The sequence below is a fragment of the Acinetobacter sp. V89_7 genome (assembly GCF_029967895.1).
GTDB lineage: Bacteria > Pseudomonadota > Gammaproteobacteria > Pseudomonadales > Moraxellaceae > Acinetobacter > Acinetobacter soli.
Genome location: NZ_JASCAJ010000033.1, coordinates 67,550 through 92,840, shown reverse-complemented (window position 1 = coordinate 92,840; position 25,291 = coordinate 67,550). Strand labels below are relative to the sequence as shown.

General features: G+C 43.7%; 20 protein-coding genes and 1 pseudogene. 7 read left to right on the top strand and 14 right to left on the bottom strand.

Annotated elements, in window-relative coordinates; translation table 11 throughout:
- Nucleotides 1-7: 7 nt before the first annotated feature.
- The 8 genes and pseudogenes from QLG00_RS14160 to QLG00_RS14125 form a co-directional block, all read right to left on the bottom strand.
- Nucleotides 8-935, bottom strand: a pseudogene (locus QLG00_RS14160) (IS5 family transposase).
- 187 nt (nucleotides 936-1,122) lie between these two features.
- The gene (locus tag QLG00_RS14155; RefSeq protein ID WP_282471265.1) at nucleotides 1,123-1,743 is read right to left on the bottom strand and encodes a hypothetical protein; all 621 of its coding nucleotides are present in this window, start codon (nucleotides 1,741-1,743) and stop codon (nucleotides 1,123-1,125) included.
- An 85-nt stretch (nucleotides 1,744-1,828) separates the two neighbouring features.
- Nucleotides 1,829-3,004, bottom strand: a complete 1,176-nt coding sequence (locus QLG00_RS14150; protein WP_104125354.1) for a CsgG/HfaB family protein — start codon at nucleotides 3,002-3,004, stop codon at nucleotides 1,829-1,831.
- Complete coding sequence (locus QLG00_RS14145) at nucleotides 2,998-3,420, bottom strand: hypothetical protein (protein WP_004941648.1); 423 nt, start codon at nucleotides 3,418-3,420, stop codon at nucleotides 2,998-3,000. The genes QLG00_RS14150 and QLG00_RS14145 overlap by 7 nt, the downstream gene beginning before the upstream one ends.
- Before the next feature lie 1,244 nt (nucleotides 3,421-4,664).
- Nucleotides 4,665-6,089, bottom strand: coding sequence for an amino acid permease (locus QLG00_RS14140; RefSeq protein WP_119689732.1), 1,425 nt, complete (start codon nucleotides 6,087-6,089; stop codon nucleotides 4,665-4,667).
- 190 nt (nucleotides 6,090-6,279) lie between these two features.
- Nucleotides 6,280-6,639 carry a RidA family protein gene (locus QLG00_RS14135; protein WP_004941667.1) on the bottom strand — a complete coding sequence of 120 codons (360 nt, stop codon included), beginning with the start codon at nucleotides 6,637-6,639 and terminating at the stop codon, nucleotides 6,280-6,282.
- Nucleotides 6,640-6,649: 10 nt separating this feature from the next.
- Nucleotides 6,650-7,747 carry an alanine racemase gene (alr, locus tag QLG00_RS14130; RefSeq protein WP_216198422.1) on the bottom strand — a complete coding sequence of 366 codons (1,098 nt, stop codon included), beginning with the start codon at nucleotides 7,745-7,747 and terminating at the stop codon, nucleotides 6,650-6,652.
- Nucleotides 7,748-7,779: 32 nt separating this feature from the next.
- Nucleotides 7,780-9,039, bottom strand: a complete 1,260-nt coding sequence (locus QLG00_RS14125) for a D-amino acid dehydrogenase (protein ID WP_004941675.1) — start codon at nucleotides 9,037-9,039, stop codon at nucleotides 7,780-7,782.
- A gap of 138 nt (nucleotides 9,040-9,177) precedes the next feature.
- Between QLG00_RS14125 and QLG00_RS14120 the strand changes: the two genes are divergently transcribed.
- Both QLG00_RS14120 and hppD read left to right on the top strand, forming a co-directional pair.
- Nucleotides 9,178-9,648, top strand: coding sequence for an Lrp/AsnC ligand binding domain-containing protein (locus QLG00_RS14120; protein ID WP_004941677.1), 471 nt, complete (start codon nucleotides 9,178-9,180; stop codon nucleotides 9,646-9,648).
- Nucleotides 9,649-10,097: 449 nt separating this feature from the next.
- Complete coding sequence (gene hppD, locus QLG00_RS14115; RefSeq protein WP_119689730.1) at nucleotides 10,098-11,150, top strand: 4-hydroxyphenylpyruvate dioxygenase; 1,053 nt, start codon at nucleotides 10,098-10,100, stop codon at nucleotides 11,148-11,150.
- A 72-nt stretch (nucleotides 11,151-11,222) separates the two neighbouring features.
- On the opposite strand, the gene QLG00_RS14110 is transcribed toward hppD, so the two are convergent.
- The gene (locus tag QLG00_RS14110) at nucleotides 11,223-12,002 is read right to left on the bottom strand and encodes a helix-turn-helix domain-containing protein (RefSeq protein ID WP_119689729.1); all 780 of its coding nucleotides are present in this window, start codon (nucleotides 12,000-12,002) and stop codon (nucleotides 11,223-11,225) included.
- A 291-nt stretch (nucleotides 12,003-12,293) separates the two neighbouring features.
- Here QLG00_RS14110 and QLG00_RS14105 point away from each other — a divergent pair, with 291 nt between their 5' ends.
- From QLG00_RS14105 to QLG00_RS14095, 3 genes are all read left to right on the top strand, one after another.
- Complete coding sequence (locus tag QLG00_RS14105; protein ID WP_282471264.1) at nucleotides 12,294-13,691, top strand: amino acid permease; 1,398 nt, start codon at nucleotides 12,294-12,296, stop codon at nucleotides 13,689-13,691.
- 189 nt (nucleotides 13,692-13,880) lie between these two features.
- A complete protein-coding gene (locus tag QLG00_RS14100) occupies nucleotides 13,881-15,095 on the top strand; it encodes an amino acid aminotransferase (RefSeq protein ID WP_282471263.1) in 1,215 nt (404 codons plus the stop codon).
- 133 nt (nucleotides 15,096-15,228) lie between these two features.
- On the top strand, nucleotides 15,229-15,489 hold the full coding sequence (locus tag QLG00_RS14095; protein WP_004941693.1) for a SemiSWEET family transporter: 261 nt from the start codon (nucleotides 15,229-15,231) through the stop codon (nucleotides 15,487-15,489).
- 76 nt (nucleotides 15,490-15,565) lie between these two features.
- Here the strand turns inward: QLG00_RS14095 and QLG00_RS14090 are convergent, their stop codons facing one another.
- The 5 genes from QLG00_RS14090 to lldP all read right to left on the bottom strand — a co-directional run bounded on the left by QLG00_RS14090 (nucleotide 15,566) and on the right by lldP (nucleotide 22,437).
- Nucleotides 15,566-17,008: a capsule assembly Wzi family protein gene (locus tag QLG00_RS14090; protein ID WP_282471262.1), complete on the bottom strand. Its 1,443-nt coding sequence runs from the start codon at nucleotides 17,006-17,008 to the stop codon at nucleotides 15,566-15,568.
- Between the two features lie 124 nt (nucleotides 17,009-17,132).
- Nucleotides 17,133-18,836, bottom strand: a complete 1,704-nt coding sequence (gene dld / locus QLG00_RS14085) for a D-lactate dehydrogenase (RefSeq protein WP_282471261.1) — start codon at nucleotides 18,834-18,836, stop codon at nucleotides 17,133-17,135.
- Nucleotides 18,837-18,849: 13 nt separating this feature from the next.
- Nucleotides 18,850-20,004 (bottom strand): FMN-dependent L-lactate dehydrogenase LldD, encoded by a 1,155-nt coding sequence (lldD, locus tag QLG00_RS14080; RefSeq protein WP_250365418.1) that lies wholly within the window; start codon nucleotides 20,002-20,004, stop codon nucleotides 18,850-18,852.
- The gene (gene lldR, locus QLG00_RS14075; protein WP_004941703.1) at nucleotides 20,001-20,753 is read right to left on the bottom strand and encodes a transcriptional regulator LldR; all 753 of its coding nucleotides are present in this window, start codon (nucleotides 20,751-20,753) and stop codon (nucleotides 20,001-20,003) included. The genes lldD and lldR overlap by 4 nt, the downstream gene beginning before the upstream one ends.
- 22 nt (nucleotides 20,754-20,775) lie before the next feature.
- A complete protein-coding gene (gene lldP, locus QLG00_RS14070) occupies nucleotides 20,776-22,437 on the bottom strand; it encodes an L-lactate permease (RefSeq protein ID WP_282471260.1) in 1,662 nt (553 codons plus the stop codon).
- A gap of 403 nt (nucleotides 22,438-22,840) precedes the next feature.
- On the opposite strand from lldP, the gene QLG00_RS14065 reads away from it, so the two are divergent.
- Entirely contained in the window at nucleotides 22,841-23,740 is a 900-nt protein-coding gene (locus QLG00_RS14065) for a LysR family transcriptional regulator (protein ID WP_004941710.1), read from the top strand.
- Between the two features lie 143 nt (nucleotides 23,741-23,883).
- A complete protein-coding gene (locus QLG00_RS14060) occupies nucleotides 23,884-25,257 on the top strand; it encodes a phosphomannomutase CpsG (protein WP_282471259.1) in 1,374 nt (457 codons plus the stop codon).
- Nucleotides 25,258-25,291: the final 34 nt, after the last annotated feature.

Sequence of the window (25,291 nt, the reverse complement as noted above, 5' to 3'; positions counted from 1 at the left end):
AATCTATTCAAATTAATTTGATAACTTGGGCATCAAATCCACCTAACTCTATAAATCTATTCATAACTGCCACACGCGCACTAATCTCATCCATCTGACTTAAAAAATATTTTACCATCAACTTATCTTCCAATAACTTAATGCAATGCATCTTAGTTTCCACCAAACTGCGACACAGATAGCCCAACCATTTTTTCCATAGTATCTTGTCATAACGTTTAATTGTTTGAATATGTTAATTTTTTCTCGTGAGTGAACTTTCAAATCTTTCTAAAGTTTTACATTTTTCTGGATAAAATTACTTATATACTTGCCGATCTGCAGTTACCTGAAGGCATCGTTTTGTGTCATAAGCACCATCTTTATAGATAGAATTGATTGGTTTATCTAAAGGAATTTGAGCAAGTAAATCTTGTAGTGCTCATGAAGCTCTAACATTATTGGTCGTGAGTTGTACAATAACTATTTCAAAGTTTTTATCATTTATAGCAAGACGAAGTTTACGTTATTGGTAATTATATTCATATCCATGTTTCTTACATTTCCATTCATCTTCATTTGAAAATTTCAAACCTGTAGAGTTCACGAGTAGATGGAAGACATTACGACTTTTTTTATAGCCTAACGCAATATTGGTATGCATTTGTTTTCTGCACAGTATTGAATAATCTAGCGCTATCCAATCTAATCTACAAAGTTTAATCAGGCTTTGTACAAAGCCAGTGACTATATGTAAAGAATGACAGAATATAGATTTGATCATCAAGCAGCTTTGAATAGCTATATTCAAGTAAGTTTAACTTCGTTGATGTTTTCCTTATGGTTGAGCATATCAATGAGTCGATGGATCAAACCAGATGGAGTTATTAACTCGATTAATTAAGGCTCGTTTATATAGACCAATTAATTGCACGATAGATTTTAGAGAGGCTCATTCATTTGCGAATTATATTGTGGAATAAGATATTATCGCTAGGTTTATGCAATAAAGCCTCATGTAACTATAAAGCAGACTCAAATCTAGAAAACGTTTAAAATTAATTACTCGATGGCTGTTTTAAATAAAGAAGGGCCTAACAATATGACTAAAGTTAGGACCCTGAAGAATCAAATGTGAGGGTATTACTTCACAACAACAGAAATACCACCTGTGTTCACTGCACCCACTGCGGAAGTACTAATACCATTGATCCGGTTCACTAAGCCCACGGTATTGACCGATGCATCAATTGAACCTGAGTTGTAGGCAATGTTTGCCGCACTGTAATTGCTGAGTGTTTCATCGAGTGAGTTTTCAAAGTTAGAGCCATAAGCAGAGTTAAATGCGCTACCGTAAGAACTGCTGTTTGAATGCCAACCCCAGCCCGAAGTTCCTGAAGCAGCACTAGCTGCAGCCATAGACCCTGCTACTGCACCAGAACTAGTAGCATTCAAACTGCCTTGTTCCAAATAAATATCGCCAGTATTGGCTGCACCTAAAGCAGATGTTTCAACCGCAATGGTACTTCCAACATTTCTGAGTGAGTTGAATGCTCCCAAAGTATTGACAGATGCATCTACATCACCTGTATTCACAGCAACATTAAATGCGGTACTGGTCGTACGATCTGCATATCGTGCTAATGCGTTAATAATACTTGTTGCACCTGAATTAACGCTGATCTGCATAGGGGATGCATTCGCCATAGCTGCGGTTGAAAGGAAGGCTGCGGCTAAGGCAATTTTTGTGATAGTCGTTTTCATAGTTGTATTCCTTTTTTGTTTTGAAGTACTCCTCGCTGAGTACTTCTTTTTTATAATGGTAGCGAGCCCATTTACTGCAAATTCTTTAGTCGCGCTGAATGCTCGACCAGTAGTTGTCTTCAAACCCAGGTACCGCATCGGTCAGGAGTTTTTCTTGTTCAGCATCACTGTTTTCTGGAACCACTTTCGCTGGTGGCGTAACCGCTGGTTTCATGCTGATGTACTTGATCAGATCTTTCTTATTCAGTTCAGAATCGCCATCTGGATTACTAATCAAGTTCGATTCTTTTTCCTTCATGGGCTGTATATCTTTATTGGGTACATTGGCCGGTTTATTTTTTTCAGTCGACGGATTTGTTTTGGTCAGTGAGGATTCTGTCACGCCACTGGTCACTGGTGTTTTTTGCTGCTGTGTCTCTTTATATTTGTAGAGTGCCACCGAACTCTGGGTGAGACTTAAACGCCCAAATTCGGGTGGAATGGTGTTACGACAGCCTTCAAATGTGGATGGCGGCACGACCTGACTAAGCAGCTCAAACGTGGCTAGATTGAGCATTTGACGCAGTGCAAAATTGGTTGCTTCACGTTCACCTTTACCAATTTGAATGTTTAAAAGTGTTCGTCCTGCAAAACGACCCGCGCTAATCCCGTAATCTTGCGCGACGATTTGTTTTTGCAAAGATACATTCCCCACCACTTTACTGGTGCGTGCATCGGTTAAGGACAAATCAAGACCAACGATAATCCGGGTCTGACTGTAATTTGGCCCTACTCCACCAATTTGCATATCAAAACCACCACCTGGGATAAAATCCAAACTATTAATACTGCCTGTCACATAGTAATTAGAAGCTTGAATCATACGCGGATCACGAATCCCCCATTTGGCTTCACTTTCAATAATGCGTGGGTCACGTCGGTTGAGTAAACTCACACCCGCGCGGAACAAGGCCGACTGCACCATATCTCCTGCACCTTGAGTGACCAATTTACCTGTGCCACCGTCAGTCACAACGTCCTTACCTGTCTGATCTAGAATGGCACCTACAGAAAAGTTGACGTCATTACGTATTTGACCTTTTAAGCACGACAATGCCATGTCAAAAGGAGTAAAAATGTCTGTAATTGCTGGCCCTTGAACGAGGCTTACAGGTTCTTTATTTGAAACCGCTAAGCCAGTACAACCGCTCAGGAAAGCGCTGAAAAATATCGTGGTACCCACCGAAGATATTTTGATTTTATTGGAAGTAAGATTCAGCATAGTGGTACGTCCGAGTGAGTGCTTAAATTAGGGCAATTCTGATTTTGTTGTTGTGTACTCGAATTGATTGACCCTTCATTAAAGGCAGAGGTTGAAAGTTTTATACCACTGTTATTTGAACCATTAATTGTGAGTGAGTTCGTCGAGGTATCGAGTGCTCCAATCGACGTTGAACTGGTATTGTTTTGCGTTTCAATATTATTGGTGGTATTTACATTGTTGGTGGTATTTAACGTTGTTTTTCCCAAGCCAGAATAATAATCAGAATCCATAAGCTCAATTAAATTGGCTTGATAAAGGTTTTCACTAGATCGTGTGCTTGATGCTTTCCAGCGGTAGCTCCAGTCATCGGTAGCATGTGTATTTCCTAGAAAACACAAACATATTAAAGCGACATTGATTGCTGATAGTTTCATAATCTTTACCGTCCTTTTTTATCTAGATCTTTTTCTAATTAGCTTCCTTCCACAGTTAATAATTCTAGAAAATAATTTTTGCAAATACAAAACAAATAAAATAAAGCAACCTAAAAACACAATTTACCCTCAATCTATTTAAAGCATATATTATTGTTTTAAATAATATTAATATATTTTAAAAACAGTGTAACAAATTATTTTTACAAACCATAAAACTGTTTACCAATTATAAATATTAATTAAATTAAGATTATTTATTTAATTAATATTTATTATAAAGCCTATAAAAAAATGAAATTTATTTATTAATTTAAATTAATTTAAATAGTTGTTTTTTATTGAATTTTAAAGGTAAAAATAAAACAAATCATGATATTTAAAATCAAATATTACTTGAAAATTAACATTAATTATAAAGATAATAATATTAAAATAATTCTCACTCCATGATTAATTTATGTAAATTTTATTATTTCTTAGTTTTTACTTAAGATTTTAAATTTTTTCTTAGTATAAAAAATATCAGCCTAACGAACAAAAAATAATTTAAATGGAAATCATTTACAATTGAAGTTTATTATTTATAGCGTTTATATTATTTGACAAAATTAATTATTTTTGAATGATAAATATCTTTATTCTTAATTTTATATTTCCACTTTTATTTTCATTTTAAATTTCATCATATTATTATGTTATAATATAACATAATTAAAATTTCTATTTATTCATACTCCAATTTTTTAACTGATAAATCTGATTTAACTCTTTAAATAACCACATTGAGTTATCAATATTTTCTTGTGCAACTTCACCAAGATAAAAGGATTAAAAAAATAATCACATCTATTATTTTTCATTAATACTGATCTTTTACAATGAGTTCAGTAGTAAATTTTACCGCTTGATCAATAATTTATTTGTTTAGATGCTTTTAAAAAATCAGATCATAAATTTATAAGGCTTGTAATGTTCGCTTTCGATATGTGCTATTTGAGACATCTAGCGCTACAATTTTTGGCTCAGTTGATTTGGATGTTTGAAGCTTTCGGTTGATATCCGCAGGGAAAACGATAAGCTCTCAATCTGAATCAAAAAAGTTAATCAGTTCACATGTAACGCAAAATTTCTATGGATTTTTATCGATTTTAAATGTTGTCTTTATTGTCGCTTATCTTTATTTTTTTAGTAAAACATTGAAGAGCATACGCCAGACGATGCTCTTCAATAGATCATTTCTTTTAATTTTGCATCAAACGTTTCACGCGAGGCTTATACATAAACTGATAAGTAAAGCCCAAAATAATCAACCAGAGCGGACTCACGTAAAGTGCTTTAAGGGTATCGGGCTCTAATGCCAGAATCACCAACGTAAACATCAAAAAGCCCAAAACCACATACGACATCAAAATACCGCCTGGCATTTTAAATGTCGATTGGGCATGCAACTCAGGGCGCAGCTTACGATAACGCAAGTAGCACACCATGATCATGCTCCATACGCTAATAAACAAGATCACGCAAAGTGAACTGGCCAGCGTAAAGGCCTCCATGGTATTGGGCACAAAATATTGCAACGCGGCACCTGCCATAATAAAGAGGCAGGAAAACAGTAAGCCATTGGCCGGTACTGCACGGCGCGATAACTGTGCAAATGCCTTAGGGGCTTGACCATCACGTGATAAACCAAACAACATACGGCTGGTCGAAAACACACCGCTGTTCATCGAGGACATCACCGAAGACAACACGACCAGATTCATGATGATGGCAGAAGTCGGAATACCTGCGTACAAAAACAGTTCTACAAATGGGCTTTTATTGGCACTGATCTGATTCCAAGGCGTCACCGACATCACCACAAACAGTGCCAATACGTAAAATAAAATAATGCGGATTGGGATGGCATTGATGGCTTTGGGAAGATTTTTTTCAGGATCTTTGGTTTCTGCGGCAGTCGTACCGACCAGCTCCACCCCAACAAAAGCAAAAACTGCAATTTGAAAGCCAGCCAAGAAACCTTCAACGCCTTTAGGAAACATTCCCCCTGCAGACCAGACATTACTGATCGATGCCACAGCGCCGGCAGGAGAATGAAAATGGCTAAACACCATGTAGCCACCGACGCCGATCAATCCGACAATCGCCAGAATCTTAATCAAGGCAAACCAGAATTCGATTTCACCAAACAGGCGCACGGTTAACAGATTCAGCCCGAGCACCAAAAACACACATGCTGCGCTAATGAGTGCCTGCCCCATTGGCGTAAAGGTGGTCCCATCGGGTAACCAGAAACTTAAATAGTTGATAATGGCAGCCAGATCGGCGATTCCGACCAGTACCCAGCCTAACCAGTAGGTCCAGCCCAGATAATAGCCAGCGCCCGGACCGAGCAGATCATGCGCCATATCGACAAAAGACTTATAATGCAGATTCGCCAGTAACAATTCGCCCATGGCACGCATTAAAAAAAAGAACATGACGCCAATGATCATGTAAATATATAAAATAGAAGGTCCTGCCAGCGAGATCGTTTTCCCTGATCCCATAAAGAGGCCTGTTCCAATGGCACCGCCAATCGCAATCAATTGTAAATGACGATTCGACAGTTTGCGCTGAAGCTCATGGGGTACATGCTCAGCGTCGCTATGACGTCCTGTAGTCATAAGGTCACATCCTTTTTGAATTTCCTCTTTTAAACCCAGCCATTTTTCCTTTTGTTTGGGATCGCCTCACAAAAATACTGAAAACGGCGGGATCTAACGCTCCTTGTGCCCGTCATTCACTTCAACATAAAGGGAAATACGGGTCTTAAATTGTCAACGCCAGCACACGAATGCGCTGGCGGATATAAAATTAAGCTTGTGCCGCAATCACGGCAATTTCGATGAGCCAGTCTGGATTGACCAGATCGGCCTGAATGGTGGCCCGTGCGGGGGTGGCCAGTCCATCGAGCCATTCGGTCCAGATTGTATTCACCTGTTGAAAATCATCAAGATGCTTTAAAAACAGTTGCGCAGAAAGCAGACGGGATTTGTCGGTATGGGCTGCGGCCAACAAAGCATCGATGGTTGCCAGAATTTCTCGGGTTTGCCCTTCAATCCCTTGCTCGGTCTGCTTCGGAACCTGACCAGAGAGATACACTACGCCATTAAAAATGGTGACAGCACTCATTACCGCGGTGGTATTGATGCGCTGAATATCGCTGTTCGACATGCCTATATCCTTATGTTTGTATAATAAATGGAACGCGTGCCGTCACAGCACACATGAGTTCATAACCTACGGTGCCCGAAGCCACTGCCACCTCATCGATGGATAAAGTTGCACCAGTTTTAGACCTGCCCCACAGCACCACCTCACTTCCCACAGCAGCCTGTGGTACAGGCGTCAAATCGACTGCCAGCATGTCCATACTGACGCGACCAACGGTACGGGTACGCACGCCATCTACCAGAATAGGCGTACCTGTCGGCGATATACGTTGATAACCATCGGCATAACCACAAGCCACAATACCGATCTTGAGTGGGCGGTCTGCCATAAAGCTTGAGCCGTATCCCACAGTGTCATTGGGCTGTAAATCTTGAATGGCCAGCAACTCACTACGTAGGCTCATCGTGGGCTTGAGTGTCCAGTGGTCGATTGAATGTGCCGGATAATCTGGTGCGCTGCCATAGAGCATGATGCCGCTACGGACAACATCGGAGTGCAATGGATGGCGTAGAATCGCGGCACTGTTACTGATCGATCGTGGGCCCGCAAGCCCCTCAACCGTTTGTTCAAAAATACGTTGCTGATAGTTAATCCCAGATTCGCCAAAACGACTGCCATCTGCATCGGAAAAGTGCGTCATGTGCGTGATACTGGCCACCTGCGGTAATGCATGCAGGCGCTGCCACGCTTCGCGATACGCCGCAGGCTGAAAGCCCAAACGGTTCATGCCGCTGTTCATTTTTAAATAAACATGAAACTGCGCTGGCGCAGGATGACGCTCGATCCATTCAATCTGGCTCAGGTGATGTACGGTAAAGCTGAGCTGATCTTGCGTGCAATCGTATAAATCTTGCGGTGAAAACACACCTTCCAGTAACAATATTGGCCCGGTCCAGCCCAACGCTCGAATGCGTTTGGCTTCGGCAAGATCAAGTAGTGCAAAACCATCGGCGGCGCTTAAGGCCGGATATACGCGTTCGATACCATGACCATAAGCATTGGCCTTAACCACGGCAAAGACCTGACTGTCTGGCGTGGCGTTTCGGGCAACCTGAAGATTGTGTGTTAAGGCATCCTGATGCACAACGGCATGAATGGGACGTGGCATGGTGAATCTTCCCTGAGGTTTAAGACATAGACTTAGGCTGCGCTAGAATAACGTTGCAGCGAGAGCCCTTCGGTACTGATATCGGTTTGATGGTTCAGCACAATGTCACTGATCAACTTGCCAGAGCCACAGGCCATGGTCCAACCCAAAGTGCCATGTCCGGTATTGAGAAATAAATTTTTAAAGCGGGTCGCACCAATAATTGGCGTGCTGTCTGGTGTCATTGGGCGTAAACCTGTCCAGAAAGACGCTTCTGCCATATTGCCGCCCGGGAATAAATCTTGTGTCACCATCTCAAGCGTGGCGCGTCGATCTTGATTTAAGCCAAGATTAAAGCCACTCAGCTCGGCCATCCCTCCCACACGAATACGCTGGTCGAAACGGGTAATGGCGATCTTGTAAGTTTCATCGAGCACGGTTGACTGCGGCGCGAACTCAGGCTGCACAATCGGGATTGTGAGTGAATACCCTTTGACTGGATACACCGGCAGATTAAGTTCAAGCGGTTTTAAAAAGTCACGCGAATAACTACCAAATGCCAATACATAACGATCTGCTGTTAGAGTTTGACCATTAACGCGCACGCCTTTGATGCTATCGCCTTCGACCACCAAGCCTTCGACCTGCTGATTAAACCGAAAATCGACGCCTAGTGCTTTGGCTTTGTTGGCCAGCGCATTGGTAAACAAATAACAGTCGCCAGTTTCATCATTTGGCAAGTGCAAACCACCGACCAGTTTATCCTGAGCATGTGCAAGTGCCGGCTCGACTTGGGCAAGCCCCTCGCGATCAAGTAGTGCATAACCAACGCCACATTCTTCTAGCACCTGAATGTCACGCTGCACTGCTTCTAATTGTGCTTCGCTACGAAAAACCTGCAAGGTTCCCTTAGCACGGTTCTCATATTCGATACCTGTGGTTTCACGCAATGCTTTGAGGCAGTCACGGCTGTATTCAGCCACACGCATCATGCGTTCTTTGTTGGTGGTATAGCTGGCTGGATTACAGTTTTTAAGCATTTGCGCCATCCACTGTAACTGCCACATGCTGCCATCGATATTGATTGCCAAGGGTGCATGATGTTGAAACATCCATTTTACCGCTTTAAACGGAATGCCCGGCGCTGCCCACGGGGTAGAGTAACCCGGTGAAATCTGACCAGCATTGCCAAAACTGGTTTCTTCTGCTGGCCCCGCCTGACGGTCTAATACCGTAACCTGCGCGCCTTGTTGCGCAAGGTAATAAGCGCTAGCCACACCAATAACACCACTGCCCAAAACAATTACACGCATGTCCGTTCCTTCAATCCGTATTAGGTTATTTCACTAGTATATTTCTGGTTAGATAGTTAATTTCACTGATTTAAACGCTATAATTTAGGTAATTTTAAGAATTCGTCGTGCAAAAAAACGAAAAAAAGGAAATTTCTTATGCGTGCACTAGACCGGATTGATCGGCAGATTTTAGATATTCTGCAAAAGGAAGGGCGCATTGCCATCAGCGAACTGGCTTCACGGGTCAATTTATCGACCACACCTTGCTCCGAGCGGGTCAAGCGACTAGAGCGCGATGGCGTGATCACAGGTTATCATGCACGGCTGAATCCGGCGTATGTCGATCGGAATCTATTGGTCTTTCTGGAAATCAAGTTATCGGCAAAATCGGGGGATGTATTTGATCAGGTCGCACGTGACTTAGTGGCGATTCCTGAAGTGTTGGAGTGTCATCTGATTTCGGGGGAATTTGATTATCTGGTCAAAGCACGCCTGAAGGAAATGAGTGCCTATCGCCGCTTGCTCGGCGATCTGCTTAAAAAACTGCCCTCCTCGGCGTCTTCACACAGCTATATTGTGATGGAGGAAATTAAGGAAACCTTATTTTTGGACGTTTCACGTCTGTAATCACACGACTTAATGAATTCTTAAAAAATCAAGCATCACTTTGCAAACCACACCCAGTCGTGTGGTTTTTTTAATTAACTCCAGTTAATATGCGTCTTTTTGGTGCAAAATTATAAATATAGCCATCATTATTACAAAATTCATAATTTAATTATGTATTGCATAATTAAATTGAGTTTAGTATGCTCATTCATATAACGCAGTATCAGTTGGACGATACGTTGTTAAAAAAATGAAGCAGGACGGCGATTTTGAGTTTCAATAATTTCCTTTGAGCGCAATCGTCTTTTAAACCTAGGGTGCTACCCCGATACAATTTTAAATTGGTTGGTTGTATTGGTGATGCCTATTCCTTAGCCCTTTATAGGCTCTGTAGCATTCTATGTTTAAAAATCTAAAGCGATCCAATGAGTGGATTCGGTAAAAATCGATAATGAGGACGGAATAAGATGGATATTTTAGATAACCCTTTGGAGCTATGCGGGTTTGCATTTATAGAGTTTGTTTCCAAAGAAAACGAACTTGATCTGATTTTTAAAACCATGGGGTTTACCCAAGTTGCACGTCATAAATCAAAGCAAGCATTCCTTTGGCGTCAGGGCAATATCAATATTATTTTGAATTATCAACCTGAATCTTACGCATCTTATTTCTTTAATGAACATGGTCCATCGGCCTGCGCAATGGGCTTTCGCACCCGTGATGCTGCCAAAGCATTTAATAAAGCACTCGAACTGGGTGCCGAGCCCATGTACAGCAAAATCGGCCCGATGGAATTAAATATTCCAGCCATTAAAGGCATTGGTGGTATGCCAATCTTTTTGGTCGATCGTGACATTTATGAAAATGATTTTGAATTTATCGATGGTATCGAGGCAAATCCTGTCGGCACAGGTTTAAAAGAAATCGATCATCTGACGCATAATGTCTATAAAGGCCGCATGGACTACTGGGCTTCTTTTTATGAAAAGATTTTCAACTTTCAAGAAATCCGTTATTTCGATATCAAAGGCGAGTATACGGGCCTGACCTCTAAAGCCCTGACCGCGCCAGACGGTAAAATCCGCATTCCACTCAATGAAGATTCAGACAAAGGTAACGGTCAAATTGCAGAATTCTTAGCCGATTTTAACGGCGAAGGGATTCAGCATATTGCCTTTATTACAGATGATTTACTGGCCACATGGGATAAACTCAAGGCGCTCGGGCTGAACTTTATGACTCCACCGCCTGCCACCTACTACGAAATGCTGCCAGAGCGCTTGCCCGCCCATGGCGAACCGACTGAAGAGCTACAAAAACGCGGTATTCTACTCGATGGCAGCACGCAAAATGGCGAGAAAAAACTACTGCTTCAGATTTTTTCTGAAAATATGATTGGGCCGGTTTTCTTTGAATTTATTCAGCGTAAAGCAGATGACGGTTTTGGCGAGGGTAATTTTAAGGCGTTGTTTGAATCGATTGAGCGTGATCAGATTCGTCGTGGTGTACTTCAAGTATAAGCATTTAACACCCGAAATCGCCTGATACTCCACTGCACTTTGAATGAAGCGCAGTGGATTTATTTTTTGTGTTTAGCGGTTTTGCAAAAAACGATTGATCGCCGCCACTGCGCTTTTCAGCTCAGCCAACTTTTCGCTTTGTGCATCTAGCGGCAAGAACATTTCAGTGTCGATGGCCACAATACAAAACTCCAATACACCCTGTGCATTAAAGACAGGCAGCCCCACAGCATTAATCCCCACCAGCAAATCGCCTTGTGCCAGTGCCATGTGTTGCTCAAGAATCGAAGTTTTGAGGGTTAGAAATTCATCCCAATTTTGTGGTTTAAGCGGATAGCTCGACTGTGCCGCGGCTTGCCATTCCAGTTCCATAAGTGGACGCACCACATGTTCGGGCATAAATGAGGCAAAGACTCGGCCCGATGCCGAATTAACCAATGGCATAATCGAGCCAACTTTGGTCACAATGGCAATGGGGTGATTCGACTCCATGGCTTGTACTACGAGCGGTCCACGCGGTGACCATTTACTAATTTGAATGCTACAGCCAATTTTGGCCTGCACATCATAAATCATCGACTGAACAAGTTGCAGCGCGTCGGTATGTTGAATACAATTCAGCCCCAATCGCCAAGCCTGATCGCCCAGTGCATACTGGCCATCATCAAGCTGCTTGGCATAATCCATACGAATCAGGCTCACCAGATAACGGTGCACTTTTGCAGGATGCATGTCTAATTTGTGCGATAAGTCTTTTAAAATAATGGGATGCTGATGGTCGACCAATGCATTCAACACACTCAAACCCACTTCAAGCGATTGAACCCCACCCGATAATCTTTCTTCAACCATTGATGCACTCTTTTAAGATGAAATTCTCAAGCATATGCAGTGTTCCGATATTTTTACAAGACTGCATAAACGTGCTGACATCATGCCTGACATTGGTCAAAACTGAAATGCTCTTTTTTCATTTATGCCACGACTTTGCCCCGATTCCAGCAGATTTCACGGCACAGTATGCCGCTATAGCACCTTTGAAAATCGGTTGATTATCGACAGATTTTGATTTTTTTTGGTTTAAATTTATGATATACGTAATTTGTTTTAAAAAAATTACACGACATGGATGAGAATAAGCATATGTCACAGCAAGAGCAAGGTCGCCTCAAACCCGGTTTATCCAATCGCCATATTCAATTAATTGCGCTGGGCGGTGCGATTGGTACGGGACTATTCCTCGGTATTTCACAATCGATCAAACTGGCAGGGCCTTCGGTTATTTTGGGTTATGCCATCGCGGGTCTGATTGCCTTTTTTATGATGCGTCAGCTTGGTGAAATGGTGGTGCATGAGCCGGTCAGTGGCTCGTTTAGTTATTTTGCCAATAAATACTGGGGACGCTTTGCCGGGTTTATTTCGGGTTGGAATTATTGGGTGTTGAACGTGCTGGTCTGTATGGCCGAGCTGAGCGCGGTTGGCCTGTATGTACAGTACTGGTGGCCCGACATCCCAACATGGGTTTCAGCACTGGGCTTTTTCATCCTGATTAACGTGATTAACCTGCTCCACGTGAAACTTTTTGGTGAAATGGAATTTTGGTTTTCAATCATCAAAATTGCCGCCATTTTGGCCATGATTGCCTTTGGTTCTTACTTGCTGGCCACTGGAAGCGCAGGACCTCTGGCACAAATCAGCAATCTCTGGGCACTGGGTGGCTTCTTTCCACATGGCGTAACCGGCCTACTGATGGCCATGGCCGCGATTGTATTTGCCTTCGGTGGAATCGAACTGTTTGGTATTACCGCAGCCGAGGCACGTGACCCGAAAAAAACACTCCCTAAAGCCGTCAATCAGATTATTTACCGGATTCTCATTTTTTATATTGCTACGTTGTGCGTGTTACTGGCACTGTTTCCATGGAATCAAATGGCACAAGGTGGCAGTCCATTTGTAATGGTATTTGCCTCACTCAATAGTCAAGGTGTCGCGACAGCCCTCAACTTTATTATCTTGACTGCGGCCGTATCGGTTTATAACGGTACTAGCTACTGTAGTAGCCGCATGTTGCTGGGTTTGGCCGAACAAGGCAATGCCCCTCAATTTTTGAAAAAAATCAATTCTCGCGGCATTCCAGTTTATGCAGTCCTACTCTCTGCCTTTGTCACTGCACTCTGTGTATTGCTCAATTATCTGTTCCCAGAAAAAGCCTTTGCATTTTTGATGATGCTGGTCGTGGCGGCTATTGTGATTAACTGGGTGGTGATTTCCTTTACCCATTTAAAATTTCGTCAGCAGCTTAAACGTATCCATGTGACATCGCATTTTCCAAGTTTGTTCTACCCTGTGACCAATTATTTATGTATGGCTTTTATGCTTGGCATTTTGGTGATCATGAGCCTCACGCCCGACATGCGTCTTGCCGTCTGGCTGATTCCAGCATGGCTCATTTGCTTAAGTCTGGCGTATTGGATTCAGCAACGAAACGATGCCATGCGCAGTGCCGCATTGACATTTGAGTCTGAAAATTCATTTAAATAAACTCAATAGTGTATTTAGAAAAAGTCGAAAGGTTTTGTAAAAATAATTTTCAAGGCGGTCGTATTTCAGCATGGTGCTACTTGGCGCTTACTGATACATTAGTTCAGTTTAAGCGGAGATCCCGCTTAAGACTGTCACACTCCAATAACACACAGTTTGAGCTTAACTGTGGAATGAAAGGACTTTTTAATGTTTCAACATATCCCACCGTATGCAGGCGATCCAATTTTATCGCTTATGGAACAATTCAATGCCGACACGCGTGAAGGTAAAGTAAATTTAAGTATCGGGCTTTATTACAACGAAGATAGCATTGTGCCGCAACTTGATACCATCATGGAAGCACAAAAGCGTATCGAACCAAAGCAAAATAAAACCAAACTGTATTTGCCTATGGAAGGGTTCAAGCCTTACCGTGATGCAATTCAAGCCCTACTTTTTGGAAATAACAGCCCGGCGGTACAAAGTGGACGTGCCGTGACCATTCAAACGCTCGGTGGTTCAGGCGCATTGAAAGTGGGTGCAGATTTTCTTAAAAACTATTTCCCGAATTCTGAAGTATGGGTCAGCCAGCCAACTTGGGACAACCACGTGGCAATCTTTAATGGTGCCGGCCTTAAAACGCATTACTATCCATATTTTGATGCTGAAACACGTGGTGTTGACTTCGATGGTATGCTCTCTACCTTCAAACAGCTTCCGGCGCAAAGTATTGTGCTTTTACACCCATGCTGCCATAACCCAACCGGTGCAGATCTGACGCCAGCACAGTGGGACCAAGTGATTGAGGTATTAAAATCAGGCAATCTGATTCCTTTCCTAGACATTGCCTACCAAGGTTTTGGCGAAGGTATGGAGCAAGATGCGTATGCCATTCGTGCGCTTGATCAATCGGGAATGAACTTTATTGTCAGCAATTCATTCTCTAAAATCTTCTCGTTGTATGGCGAGCGTGTTGGTGGTTTGACATTTGTATGTGACGATGCAGAAAGTGCGCAATGTACGTTTGGTCAGTTAAAAGCCACTGTACGCCGTATCTACTCAAACCCACCAACGACGGGTGCATGGTTGGTCGATCAGGTGCTAAATGATGCAGCGTTGAACCAACAATGGCAAAACGAAGTAAAAGATATGCGCGAGCGTATTCTTAAAATGCGTCAAATCTTGCGTGATGAGCTTACAAAAGCACTTCCTGAGCGTGACTTTAACTACCTGCTTGAGCAAAAAGGCATGTTTAGCTACACCGGTTTAACGGGTGAGCAGGTCGATCAATTACGTGAAGACTATGCGATTTACCTCGTGCGTAGTGGTCGTATCTGTGTTGCAGGCCTCAACATGAGCAACGTATACATCGTGGCCAAAGCAATGGCAGAAGTTCTGGCCAAAGAAACTGCACAAGCTTAATCTGAATCGCCGCTGTGTTGCGTATGCAGCACAGCGGACGTCTATTTATACCGTCGTTGTTACAGCATTGAATTGTTTTTCATATAAAAATACTTATATAGTAAATTCATAACTCATTACTTTATGGACAATAATGCTTCAAGATCAACAAAAATTTATCCAGATTTTAGGTTGGGTGGCAACCTTTACGGCCATTTGTATGTACGTTTCGTATATTCCACAAATCATGAATAATCTGGCTGGACACAAAGGAAATCCGATTCAACCTTTTGTTGCAGCAATCAACTGTTTATTGTGGGTCATTTATGGACTCAAACGCAAAGACTATCCGCTTGCGGCGGCCAATGCACCCGGTATTTTGTTTGGTGCCGCAGCATGTTTCACTGCACTTTAATTTCACTATTATTTTGTATAAATGTTTGAGTAAAAAACACCCCTCCATTTGGAGAGGTGCTCAATACGTTTTAATTTTAGAAACGGAACTGTTTTAGATCGAGCGGAATTTCGACCCCAATCGATGCACCCGCATCGTTGCCGTGTATATCTGAATCACTTACCCAGCCATTAATCTTCAATGGCAGATCTGGCTTAATGTAATGCGTCCACGTTAAGTCGAGTGCTTTGACTTCGTCTTTTTCAGGGAAAGCACGGTTAATTGCGAGATTAGATTGATTGACTTTTGCCAGTAAGACGCGCCCGCTAATTCGGTTCATGACATCTACACGAATATCGCCGCCCACCGAGTACATCTGACCATCACCACCGATGGCATGACCTAGCGGATAACCATGCTGGTAATAGCCGTCTGTATAAATGTAGTGACTGTAAGATACACCCTTGACATCAAAATTAGTACGGGTATCTGCCCATTCAGCATACAACTGGTAAGGCATATTGCGTACGCTAGAGGAGTAGTCAAAACCTGCTACATAAAGATGTTTTGAAGGTAACTTACCTGCTTCATCTTCTCCAACTAATTGACCGTAAATTCCAAAAGGAACGTTAAGAATAGAATTAAAGTTCATACGAGCATCGAAACCAGCAATTTGATTCGAACGATCTTCACTGGCATCATAGACGTTATCGTTACCTTTAATCGCATTCCATAGGGAGTCCCAACTCTCTGAGCGCCCTTTACCGCCCCATTGTAATGTTCGGGTTGCACCTAATTCTAAATAAGGGAGTGGCTGCGCTGTCAGTCTAAGGCCTAAAAGCTTGGCATCAGGTACAGCGGTGTATTTGTCGAGCTGACCACCAAACACTTGGTACTGCCACGGCCCAATCCATGACAGCCATTTGGTTTCAAATGCTTTTTGTTCGGCACGTTGCACTGTCACGCCATAAACCGGGCGGCTGGCATCGCCTCGAATCAAGCTGCCGTCATGTCCTGGTCCCCACCATGTTGGAATCTGGCCTGCAATCACCCACTGGTTCCAGAGTTTACCGGCCAAATACGAGCCTTCGACATTGACCTTACGGCCGTTATCGATTTGCTGATCTTTTTCGCCATTTACACGTAATTTACCATCCCAGTTTTCACCACCGGCATTTACTTCCAACGATGCAACATATTGTGCTTTTTGCTGATCACCAAAGGCTTGAGGTAAATTTTTCTGATCGGTTTCGGCAAATAATCCGAGTTTAACCGGTGTCTGATCGGCTTTTAGCGCATTGACGACAGAATTGAGTACGCGCTGTTGATTCTTGTTTTGTACCTTGGCATTTGCAAGGGCACGCTGGATTTCATCACCACTTAAAGGCCATGTCGATGTGCTGATTTGAATCACACCTTGCTGATTCAACCAGTTTAAATCCGTACGCAAATCTTCATTGTTCAGCACAATGCCTTGGGCAAAGCTAAGCGCTCCCCATCCCATTAACGCAGAAAATAAAATAGTTTTTCTAAACAACATGACCTGGTCTTTCTCTAGTTTATTATATCTCGTTCACCTTAATTTTTTTCTTTTGCTTTTGCAACCTTAAAAAAAATGGAAATGTAAGGGCACAGTGTGTGATAGCTGCATAAGACAGACCCGTTTAGATTTTTTTTGATTTCCCCCAATACTTTAGCTTGGAGGTATGACCAATACCGACATTAAAACTGTTGGTCGGATCCAGATGCTGATAAAACTGTGCCAGCGCTGGCTTGGCGATATATAAATGACCCACGTTGTGCTCGGCAGGATACTCTGCCCGGCGCGCATCGAGTAAGGTCCACATTTCGTGCTCCATCGCTAAGGGATCTACGCCTTTTTTGACAATATAGTCCTGATGAAAAACATGACAGAAAAAATGACCGTAATAAAGTTTATGTAAGATTTTGGATTCAAGATGGGCCGGCAACTGCTCCACCCAATCCCGATCATTGCGTCTTAAGGCAATATCTAAGGCAACAATATCCTCGACTTCATTTAAATGTGTATCGCGGTAGCGAATCGCGGCGCCGGCAATCGCAAAACGGTGCAAAAATGCTTTACGGCCTTCATCTTCATCACACAAGAAAAAAGCACCAGACGGATGTACAGCAAAATAATCGTGTAAAAATGTCTGCACAGCAGAGATCGATTGCTGCTCGATTCTTAAAATGAGGTGATGTTCATAACGATCTCGAAACTGATTCATGCGTTCAGGTAAATGATTGGGCAAACAATAGGTCACCGCCTGCAACAACTGATCAGTCCAACCTTTTAGCTTAAAACGCTCCAGAACCCCGTCTATTTTATCTTTTAAAGCAAAGGCCTTGGGTACATTGGCCGTTCCGAATTTTTCAATAAATAAGAAAGTATCCTTGCCGTATTTTGCACCAATATCATAGGCATCACGATGAATATATTCACCTGCAATCGGAAGACTCGGTAGTGTGGTCAGCAAGGCACGTCTGAGCGCGGTCAGATCATCGGCATCGTTGGTTCCGATATAAAATACCTGACTCTCGACTTTGGCGAAGGTATCTAGCCGTACCGCAAAGACGCAGATTTTTCCGGCAGAACCGGACGCTTCAAACAATCGCGATGGATCGGCATTAAATCGCGCCGGACTATCAGCATCGACTTGCGTTACATCGTGGCTATAATGCGGATCGGAGGCATGCCCCACATCGTCTTGAATATCTGAACCGCGATATTGCTGCGTTTCAAGCCGTGTCAGAATCTCTTCAGGTGTATCGCCAAGTGCAATCCCAAGATGATTCACTAGGTGAAGCTCGCCATGAGCATCGACTTGTGCATATAACGCCAGCTCGGTATAGGCCGGTCCGCGACGAACCAAAGCGCCTCCCGAATTGTTACATACACCGCCCAGCACCGAGGCTCCAATACACGATGAACCAATAACCGAGTGCGGCTCACGCTGAAAAGGTTTAAGGGTCTGTTCGAGTCGATCTAGTGTCGCACCCGGCAGACAGACCACCTGCTCACCATCACGTATGACCTGAATCCCTTGCAAACGTCGGGTACTTAAAAGCACCACCGGCCGGTCGTAATCTTCACCATATGGTGTAGAGCCTCCCGTCAGGCCAGTATTGGCGGCCTGCATGATCACAATACAATCTGCATCGAGCACCGCCTGCAAAACACGCCATTGTTCGAGTAAACTTCCCGGACACACCACGCCCAACACTTTGCCTTCACCAAATCGTCGTCCCTGTCGATACTGACGGGTCTGCTGATCACCAGTCAAAACATAAGACTTGCCCACAATCTGTTGTAAGTGCTGAATCAGTGATGTTGTGCTGTGTGGCATGTGGAATATCCTTTTAGAAGCTCAATGCTTTGTTCATTTCGACCAAGCAAGATGAATCAATGTCGGCAATGCGCTTAACACCGGTCAGGGTCATGGCCACTCGCATTTCTTTTTCAAGTAAATCGAGTAAATTAGACACGCCCTGCCCCCCTTGCGCCGCCAGTGCATAAACAAATGCACGTCCGATCATGACGCTATCTGCGCCAAGGGCCAGCATGCGCACAATATCCAAACCATTGCGAATACCTGAATCGGCCAAAATGGTTAAATCGCCTTTGACTGCATCGGCAATCGCAGGTAGGGCGTGTGCCGAAGACAGTACGCCATCAAGCTGGCGTCCACCATGATTAGATACCACGATCCCATCGGCACCAAATCGAACCGCATCTTTGGCATCTTCCGGGTCTAAAATGCCCTTAATAACCATCGGGCCATCCCAAAAATCACGAATCCATTCCAAATCTTTCCATGAAATAGACGGATCAAAATTATTGCCCAACCAGCCAATATAATCTTCAAGCCCGGTCGGTTTTCCTAAATATTTTGAAATATTGCCTAAATCATGCGGACGACCCAGCAATCCCACATCCCACGCCCAATGTGGATGCATGACCGACTGTAAATAACGGCGTATGGCTGCATTCGGGCCACTCATACCTGAATGGGCATCTCGATAACGTGCACCCGGCACTGGCATATCGACGGTAAAGACCAAGGTCGAGCAGCCTGCCGCTTTGGCACGCTCCAAGGCATTTTTCATAAAGCCACGATCACGAAGCACATAAAGCTGAAACCACATCGGACGCTGAATGGCTGGCGTCACTTCTTCAATCGGACACACCGAAACCGTCGAAAGGGTAAAAGGAATGCCCTTTTTATCTGCCGCTACGGCTGCTTGTACCTCGCCACGACGGGCATACATGCCTGTTAGCCCGACTGGAGACAATGCCAACGGCATCGAAAGCGTTTCGTTAAATAATTGGGTTTCGAGGCTCAATGCCGACATATCTTTTAATACACGCTGACGCAGTGCCACGTGAGCTAAATCTTCAACATTTCGTTTCAGCGTCGATTCACTATATGCGCCGCCATCGATGTAATGAAATAAAAACGGCGGCAAACGGCGCTGCGCCGCTTCGCGATAATCGTTTGAAGATGAAATAATCATGCTGAATCAATCCTGTTTAAACGAGTAGCACGTTTCTGGCGAGCGTCGTCTTCGTCCAGTGCACGTACCTGATGGATGACAAATTCGATATGACCACATACCGCATCACGCGCAGCTTGCGCATCTTGGCGGTCGATGGCATCCATAACCTGAAAGTGCTGATCACTGAGTAAATCGGCGCTTACAGGATGGTTATAAACTTTTTTTCGGCCCAAAAAGACGTTGTATTGCAGCAGGTCAAACAGGCTGCGCATCATTTGAATCAGCACTGCATTGTGCGAGGCTTCTGCAATCGCCAGATGAAAATTGGCATCGGCCACCGCTGCCGCCGCAGAATCGCCACGCGCCTGATGCTGTGCAATTTCATCAAAATACTGGTGAATTTTGGCACGATCTTGTTCGGTGGCTCGCTGTGCGGCGTACCATGCCGTACCGCCTTCCAAAATGAGCCGTGACTCCTGCACATCAAATCGATACTGCGGATCTTCTTCAAGCAGTAGACTAATTGGCTCGACGATGTGTTGTTGTGGCCATGTTTCGGGCAAATGCACGATATAGGTACCATCTCCTCGACGGCTGGCCAGCACCCCCAAACTATTGAGCTGCTGGATGGCTTCGCGTAGTGAGGGTCGCGAAATTCCCAGACTGGTGGCCAGTACACGCTCGGCAGGCAAGCGGTCGCCTTGTTTCAGGTTACGTTGCTCAATGAGCGCCTGTAACTTTTGTACCACCTGGTCAGAGACTCGCATACTTTTTCCTTATATCGTGAGTTTAGGGAATCATCCACGGCACAATATACGCCTGTACCGTCACAATGATGCCCACAAAGATGGTAAATATGATGCTATGTTTTACCGTAAAACGGAACAAATCCGATTCTTTACCCACTAAACCCACCGCAGCACAGGCAATCGCAATTGACTGAGGTGAAATCATTTTACCTGTCACGCCGCCACTGGTGTTGGCTGCTACCAGCAATACCTCAGGAATACCGATCTGCTGGGCGGTGGTGGCTTGTAATGCCGAAAACAAGGCATTCGATGAGGTATCCGAACCCGTTAAAAACACCCCTAACCAACCTAAAAATGGCGAGAAAAAGGTAAACGCATGGCCCGTATGCGATAAAGCAAGCGCCAAGGTGGCAGACAGTCCAGAATAGTTGGCAATAAATGCAAAAGCCAAGACCATCCCGATTGAATAGATCGGTACTTTTAGCTCATTTAAAGTTTCGCCAAAAGTCACCACAGCCTGCTTTGCATTCATTTTTAAGAAAATGATGGTGATCACTGCGGCAATAAAAATGGCCGTTCCGGTGGCAGAAAACCAGTCGAACTTATAAATTGCATCGTAGGGAGTATGCTCTGGCACAATCGGTGGAACTTTTTCGACCCATCGATGTAAGCCAGGTACTTCAATCTTAAAAATCCAGTGTTCCAATGCACCGCCTTTGGCAAACAATGCTTTAAATGGCTTGATGCTCCAGAGGGTGACCATGAGCGTCAGGATCATAAATGGTGACCACGCCTTGGCAATCTGACCTACGCGGTAATGTTGTACAGATTGGGGGGCAGTCTGAGTATCTTCGGTCTGTTCGAATCTAAAAGTATGCTTGGGTTGCCAGAATTTAAATAACACCGTCAAACTGACTAAGGATGCAATCGCAGCCGTAATGTCCGGTAGTTCAGGCCCCAAAAAGTTTGAGGTCAGATACTGCGCAATCGCAAATGCTCCACCGCCCACCAAAACCGCAGGCCATGTTTCTTTCACGCCACGCCAGCCATCCATAATGGCCATAATCCAAAACAGTACAATGATCACCAGAAAAGGCAGCTGACGCCCCACCATCTGGCTGATTTCCATGGTATCGACCCCAGAAACCTGCCCTGCCACAATAATTGGAATTCCCATCGCGCCAAAAGCCACCGGTGCGGTATTCACAATCAAACACAGGCCTGCGGCATAGAGCGGTTTAAACCCTAAACCCATCAGTAATGCCGCGGTAATGGCAACAGGGGCACCAAAGCCTGCTGCACCTTCTAAAAAGGTACCAAAGGCAAATCCGACCAACAGCATCTGAAGGCGCTGATCTGCGGTAATTGATAAAATACTGGAACGAATGATGTCGAACTGTCCGGTTTTGACCGAAACTTTATATAAAAATACCGCTCCCAGAATAATCCACGAGATCGGCCATAATCCGTAAAAAAAGCCATAAATCACTGCACCAAAAGCCATTGCTGCTGGCATTTGGTAAAAAAACAATGCAATTAAAAGCGCCAGCACCACCGTAATGGTCCCCGCAACACTGCCTTTTAAACGTAATACGGCAAGTGCGATAAAAAAGAAAATAATCGGAATCAGCGCGACCAAGCTGGATAGCCAGATATTATTTAGAGGGTCATAGGCTTGTTGCCAAACATGCAGCATTTTCATCTCCTTGAAATGCCGAGAATCATTTTGTTTTCAGGAAAAATGCTCCTGCAAACCAGTCAATACATTTAAATTGGTCATACCAATTTAGCTTTAAGCAAAAATATGCTAGGGGATTTCTATTTTTTGCATACTAAACCAGCTAAAATAGAATCTCAATGCTTATTTTAAATTTAAATTGGTCATACCAATATGAAGTAAAGGACATCGCTTGTCTTCTTGGTCATCGCGAAACACTGATGTAGGCATGAGGCCAAGCATCCATCTACACGACAACTCCAGACGCAGATTGGTTGAAAATCCTAATCGATTGATTGGGTTCAATGTTATGATGAACACATGAATACTTTGCAAAGAGCCGTCGGTTTTCCCTTCTTTTATTTTGAATGGTTAAGGACAACACAACATGTTTGATCTTGATAGCCGATTACTCAATATTTTTTATCATGTTTATAAATCCAAGAGTGTTTCGACGGCAGCCGATGCGATTGGTGTGAGTCAACCGACCATCAGCAATGGCTTGATCAAAATTCGCCAGCATTTCGGCGACCCGTTGTTTTTACGTGTGGGCAATGAAATGATTCCCACCGAATTGTCCAAGCAAATTTTTCCGCTGATTAGTGAAGTGATCAACAAAGTTGAAAGTATTAATAATTTCAGTGTGAATTTCGATCCTTCCAAGTCGGATTTGCTGTATACCTTGGCCATGACCGATGTGTCGCATCTGGTGTTGTTGCCACAAATTACTCAGTTTTTAAATAAAAATGCGCCGTTTATTCGGCTCAATGTCCGTCCGATTAGCTCAGAAACCAGCTATCAAATGGCAAATGGTGAAATCGATCTGGCCATTGGCTTTCTGCCTCAGCTCGAAGATGGTTTTTATCAACAGAAATTGTTTTCACAGCGTTATGTGGTGATTTCCCGTAAAAATCATCCACGCCTGCAAAGTGACCGCATCAGTATTGATGATTATATTCGTGAAATGCACATCGATATTGATGCTGGTGCTGGGCATTATCACATCGAAAATGAGCTGCAAAACAAAGGCTTAAGACGCAACGTACTCATTCGACTGCCCAGCTATCTGGGTGTAGGGCTGGTGGTCCAGGAAACCGATGCGATTGCCACCGTACCGTATTATTTGAGTCAGGTCTTACTGGCACGCGGTAACCTGCAAATTTACGATGCACCGCTTGAGTTTCCCACCTATAGCATCAAGCAGCACTGGCATATGTGTTGTCATCACAAGACCAGCCATCAATGGTTTCGTCAATCGTGCTATGAAATTTTCAAAACCATTGCTTAAACATCAAATTGTGAATTCAAGCCGTTATATTTTGATGTAATTTACCGCGTCAGGCTTTTAACGATCTGGTTTAAACGATCATATTCTTTTCATGTGGCTTGGGTATAATGGGCGCACATAATTTTTTTAATATCTAATTTAAGATGACAACACTTACCTGCTTTAAAGCCTACGATATTCGAGGCAAACTTGGTACAGAACTAAACGAAGAAATTGCTTACAAAATTGGCCGTGCCTATGGTCAGATTTATCAACCTAAAACTGTCGTGGTCGGATGCGATGTCCGTTTAAGCAGTGAAGACCTTAAACAATCCACTATTCGCGGTTTAAACGATGCCGGTGTCAATGTACTTGATTTGGGGATGACCGGTACTGAAGAGGTCTACTTTGGCGCTTTTCATCTAGATGTTCAGGGTGGTATTGAAGTGACTGCAAGTCACAATCCGATGGACTACAACGGTATGAAGTTGGTGCGTGAAAATGCGCGCCCTATCAGTGCAGATACTGGTTTAAAAGAAGTTCAGGCACTTGCAGAAAGCAATGAATTTCATGATGTTGCGGTCAAAGGCACCACACAAGCGTACAACATCTTGCCAGAATTTATTCAGCACTTACTGACTTATATTGATACCAGCAAAATCCGCCCACTTAAATTGGTAGTCAATGCTGGTAACGGTGCGGCAGGCCACGTGATCGATGCACTTGAGCATGAATTTAAAAGCCTGAACGTGCCAGTTGAATTTATCAAGATTCATCATGAAGCTGATGGCAGCTTTCCAAATGGTATTCCGAACCCTTTACTGGTTGAAAACCGTGACAGCACGCGCAATGCAGTGATTGAACATCAGGCAGACATGGGGATTGCTTGGGATGGCGATTTTGACCGCTGTTTCTTATTCGATGAAAAAGGCCAGTTTATCGAAGGCTACTATATTGTTGGCTTGCTTGCACAAGCCTTCTTGTTGAAACAATCAGGGGAAAAAATTGTCCACGATCCACGTTTAGTCTGGAACACCCTTGATATTGTCGATGCTCATGACGGCGTCACGGTTCAATCTAAATCGGGGCATGCATTTATTAAACAAGTGATGCGTGAACACAATGCTGTTTATGGCGGTGAGATGAGCGCGCATCATTACTTCCGTGATTTTGCTTACTGCGACAGCGGCATGATTCCTTGGTTATTGGTATTAACCTTATTGTCTGAAACACAGCAATCGTTATCGACATTGGTTGAAAACATGATTGCCAAGTTTCCATGCAGTGGTGAAATCAACTTTAAAGTGGCCGATACCCAAGCCACCATTCAAAAATTATTTGATCACTACAATGATCAAAATCCCGAGATTGACCGTACCGACGGTGTGAGCCTAGACTTCGGAACATGGCGTCTGAATGTCCGTGCCTCGAATACTGAGCCGCTATTGCGTCTGAATATCGAAAGTCGTGGTCATGATCAGGCAGCTCAACCGATTCAACAGTATGTCGATGAAGTTACTGCACTGATTCAGGCCTAAGCCATATCCACAAAAAAGGCGATTCCAAGAATCG